We start from the raw sequence: 448 nt of genomic DNA, 5'->3' as shown, positions 1-448 counted from the left end.
CGATGCAGATGGTTATGGCGTTTGTCGTGGCAGCTTTTGCACAGCGATAGGAGATTCGACATCGTGTTGGTGCCGCCCCGTGAGAGAGGCACTATGTGATGTACTTCCACAGCAGGGCGCAGGCATTGCTTGCCGCCCACTATGGCCCGGCACTTGTTGCCATCGCGTGCCACAACCTTGGCCCGTATTTCCCACCAACCGGCGCGCGTCTGCACGCCGTTAACCGTGTTGTAATTCTCACGACGTATCGAGCCCATACCAGACTTACCGCGTCGTGCACTTCTCGTACGTCGCGCAAACATGTTTAGGCCCGGAAGAAAATTCGAAGATCGTTACCGATGCGCTGGATGCAGATGTTATGCAGTGCAGAACACGCGAACGTGGGTCGATCCAACACACCCTTGTTTACTCGCATCTTGTAGCCCAGCTTGTTAAGAACAAGGATCGT

General features: G+C 54.9%; 1 protein-coding gene. It reads right to left on the bottom strand.

All coding sequences use genetic code 11. From position 1 onward, the window contains the following. Positions 1-257, bottom strand: a 257-nt coding sequence (locus AC1RPG_RS08190) for an HNH endonuclease (RefSeq protein WP_481762497.1), incomplete at its 3' end; no start/stop codon positions are given. Positions 258-448 lie beyond the last annotated feature (191 nt).

The sequence above is a fragment of the Dellaglioa sp. CoH-57-MRSF-18 genome, assembly GCF_056781995.1.
The sequence above is the reverse complement of the archived record's forward strand: the minus strand, read 5'-3'. Positions and strand labels throughout refer to the sequence as shown.